Annotated in this window: 1 pseudogene; it reads right to left on the bottom strand. The window is 50.2% G+C overall.

Annotated features, from left to right (window positions below):
• Positions 1-326 (bottom strand): annotated as a pseudogene (locus tag ACTHTY_RS11830) (bifunctional [glutamate--ammonia ligase]-adenylyl-L-tyrosine phosphorylase/[glutamate--ammonia-ligase] adenylyltransferase); the annotation flags it as partial.
• Positions 327-460 lie beyond the last annotated feature (134 nt).

Here is a 460-nt window from a genome sequence, read left to right as displayed (position 1 = left end):
GCGTAGGCGAAATCCAGCGCGGTATTGACGGCAAAATCGGCACACAGCGTAATCGTACGGGTTACTTCGTTCCAATCGCTGATGCGGTTTATATCGCGCACGATAATCTGCGACACGACCTAACGGCGCACCTCTCGCAACTGCCGCGCCAATTCTTCCTCGTTTTCTTCCGCGCGGATTTTGTCCCAGTCGGCAAAGGCTTGTAAATCAGCTTCGGTTAAAACTTTGTCCAACATAGGCAGGAAAATTTCGGGCGTGAGTTTGCCTGAATCAAGATTACGTTCTAGAAAAAGGGAATAACGGCGGGCAGTATCGAGTCGGTTCAGAATCTGTGCCTGAATAAACAGAAAAGACCATCATAGCAAGGTTTCAGGCCGTCGGAAACCCACGCTTTCCCCTATCCGTGCAAGCGGCTAAAATACCAACCTTTGCAACCCCACATAAGTAAACCGCCATGACC

Source organism: Neisseria sp. P0019.S002 (assembly GCF_051957155.1).
Classification (GTDB): domain Bacteria; phylum Pseudomonadota; class Gammaproteobacteria; order Burkholderiales; family Neisseriaceae; genus Neisseria; species Neisseria perflava.
The sequence above is the reverse complement of the archived record's forward strand: the minus strand, read 5'-3'. Positions and strand labels throughout refer to the sequence as shown.